The organism is Armatimonas sp., from assembly GCF_043760365.1.
Classification (GTDB): Bacteria; Armatimonadota; Armatimonadia; order Armatimonadales; family Armatimonadaceae; genus Armatimonas.
This window is the reverse complement of record NZ_JAYUPA010000045.1, coordinates 1-2416: the sequence shown is the minus strand read 5'-3', so window position 1 is coordinate 2416 and position 2416 is coordinate 1. Positions and strand designations below refer to the sequence as shown.

Here is a 2416-nt window from a genome sequence, read left to right as displayed (position 1 = left end):
AAGACACTGACGGCTCTCAGCGCCCACGATGAAGCCGTGCTACGCGGGCGGCGCTGGACGGCACTGGGCAAGAAACTCACACTCACGACGCCGGACCCGATGCTCAACCGTGCCTTCGAGTTCGCCAAGTGGCGCGCCGCCGAGAGCCTTTTTCACACCAAAATGGGCCTAGTCCACTCGCCAGGAGGCGGGCGCTACTACGGTGGAGTCTGGGCCAACGATCAGGCGGAGTACGCGGGGCCTCTCTTTGGCTATCTGGGCGACCCTCTCTGCCACGAGGCGAGCGTCAACTGCTACAACAAGTTCGCCACCGAGATCGGCTCCCGCTTTCGGCCTTTGCCTTCCTCGTTTGAGGTGGAGGGCGATGTGGTCTGGCGCAACTGCGGCGACCGGGGCGACGCTGCCATGATCGCGTCGGGGGCGAGCCGCTACGCACTGGCACGGGGCGACAAGGACGTGGCGGAGACACTCTGGCCGCTGATTGTCTGGTGCCTGGAGTTCTGCCGCCGCAAGACCGACTCCCGTGGCATTGTCCTCTCCGATACCGACGAGCTGGAGGGGCGTTTCCCCACCGGTGATGCCAACCTCTCCACGTCGTGTCTGGCCTACGACGGCTACTGCCGCGCCGCCGACCTCGCCCGTGCGCTCGGGCATACGGAGCTGGCGGCGCAGTACGAAGCCGCTGCCGAGGCGCTCGCCCTAGCCATCGAGCAGCACTTCGCAGGTGAGGTGGAAGGCTTCGATACCTACCGCTACTACGAGGGTAACGAGAAGCTCCGCGCCTGGATCTGCTTGCCGTTGGTGTTCTTACCCTCCCTCTGTTTGCCCTCCCTCCCCCCTGCCCCCTCCCTCCCGATAACGGGAAGGGAGGGGGAGATAGAGGGGGTTTTCCTACCCCTACCCAACCCTCTCCCATTATTGGGAGGGGGTGGCGAAGTGAGGGACGAACGAAGCCGGGGGAGGGCTTTCCTCCGTCGCATGGTCGGTGGAGCACTCACTGGCGGCTTTCATACACCCAATCACCGCTGGGTCATGAGTGCCGGGCTCGCGCTGGCGGAGCAGTGTTTCCCGGATTTGTCCGAGCAGATTCGTCCCGTGATCGAGAGCTATCTTGCGGAGGGCTTCGACATCAACGCCGACGGCGCGTGGATCGAGCGTAGCGCGGGGGTCTACGATGCGATCTGTGTTAAATCGCTGCTGATCTTGGCCGAGTGTGGCTACGAAAAAGAAAACTGTCTGGCGGCGGTACGTCGTAATCTAGAGCTGAACCTGCACCTGTTCCATGCTGATGGCACGATCGAGACTGGCCTCTCTCGGCGGCAGGATCACGGCACCCGCTCTGTGCCTTCCGCCCTGATTATTCCCTACCTCTGGGCGGGGACACTCCTCAACGAGCCGCGCTTTTTGCAAGCCGCCGCATTTTTGAGTATAAAAGCGTCCGCTGATGGCTACTCCCTGGTGCCCTTTTTAAGGAAGTTTGGGGAGCCCGACCCGATTGAGCCGAGGCTTCCCGAGAGCTATGCCTGTCACTATCCCGTCTTGCAGGCTCATCGGATTCGGCGCGGGGCGCTCAGCGCGACAGTTTTTGGCGGCACGACCCGGCTACTGCATCTTGTCGCCGGGCAGGCGGAGCTCGTGAGCGTGAAGATCAGCCAGTCGTACTTCGGGGTGGGGCGCTTCGTGGGGGACTCGATTCGCGAAGACGACAGTGCTGTGATCCTTCGCTCCGAGGGCAAGCTATCGCCCTACCGTCCGGGCTACGAGCTGCCCCTGGGGCGGCCCGTGCCGGTCGAAAGCTATACGGCTATGCGTGCCGAACGCGCACTGCGCCGCGTGCCCTACTGTCTCAGTGAGCTGACGGTTCGCGAGATCGAGGGGGGCATTACCCTGCACTACAAGACCCTTGATGGCATGGATCGTGTCCCGGCGCAAATCGCTCTGGACTTCGCCCCCGGTGGTATCTGGGAGACCGAGGACACAGCCCTTCAGCCTCTCGCAGGGCAAGTGATCTTTTTGAAGCGCGGCACCGGACGGATGCGCTATGGCCGAGATGTCATTGAAATCTCGCCGGGAGCCAGCGCTCACCAGATGTGGGCAATGCGCGACGCCGAGACTGCCCCCGGGCTCGTGCGGGTGCTTCTGACATTTCTGACACCGCTAGAGGCCAATATTACCCTTAAAATTACCCGTTTATAGTCTTGGCAGTAGGTAGATGTGCTTGTGTTAAGCTCTGGCCAGGAAATTGCGAATGTTGTCTTCTTGATCGTATCCAACGATCTGGAGAAAAATATAAATGAACATTCGAGCGGTTCTTTTGGTTCTGGTTATTGGTCTTGCTGTCACTGTTCCTGCTTACGCGGGGCATGATCCCCAGCACCATGCTCCGAACTGTGTCCCTGAGCCTGCGACTCTGAGC

1 pseudogene is annotated in these 2416 nt (G+C 61.5%); it reads left to right on the top strand.

The features are described from left to right. Positions 1-2196 (top strand): annotated as a pseudogene (locus tag ACH2EH_RS01110) (hypothetical protein); the annotation flags it as partial. Between the last annotated feature and the right edge of the window lie 220 nt (positions 2197-2416).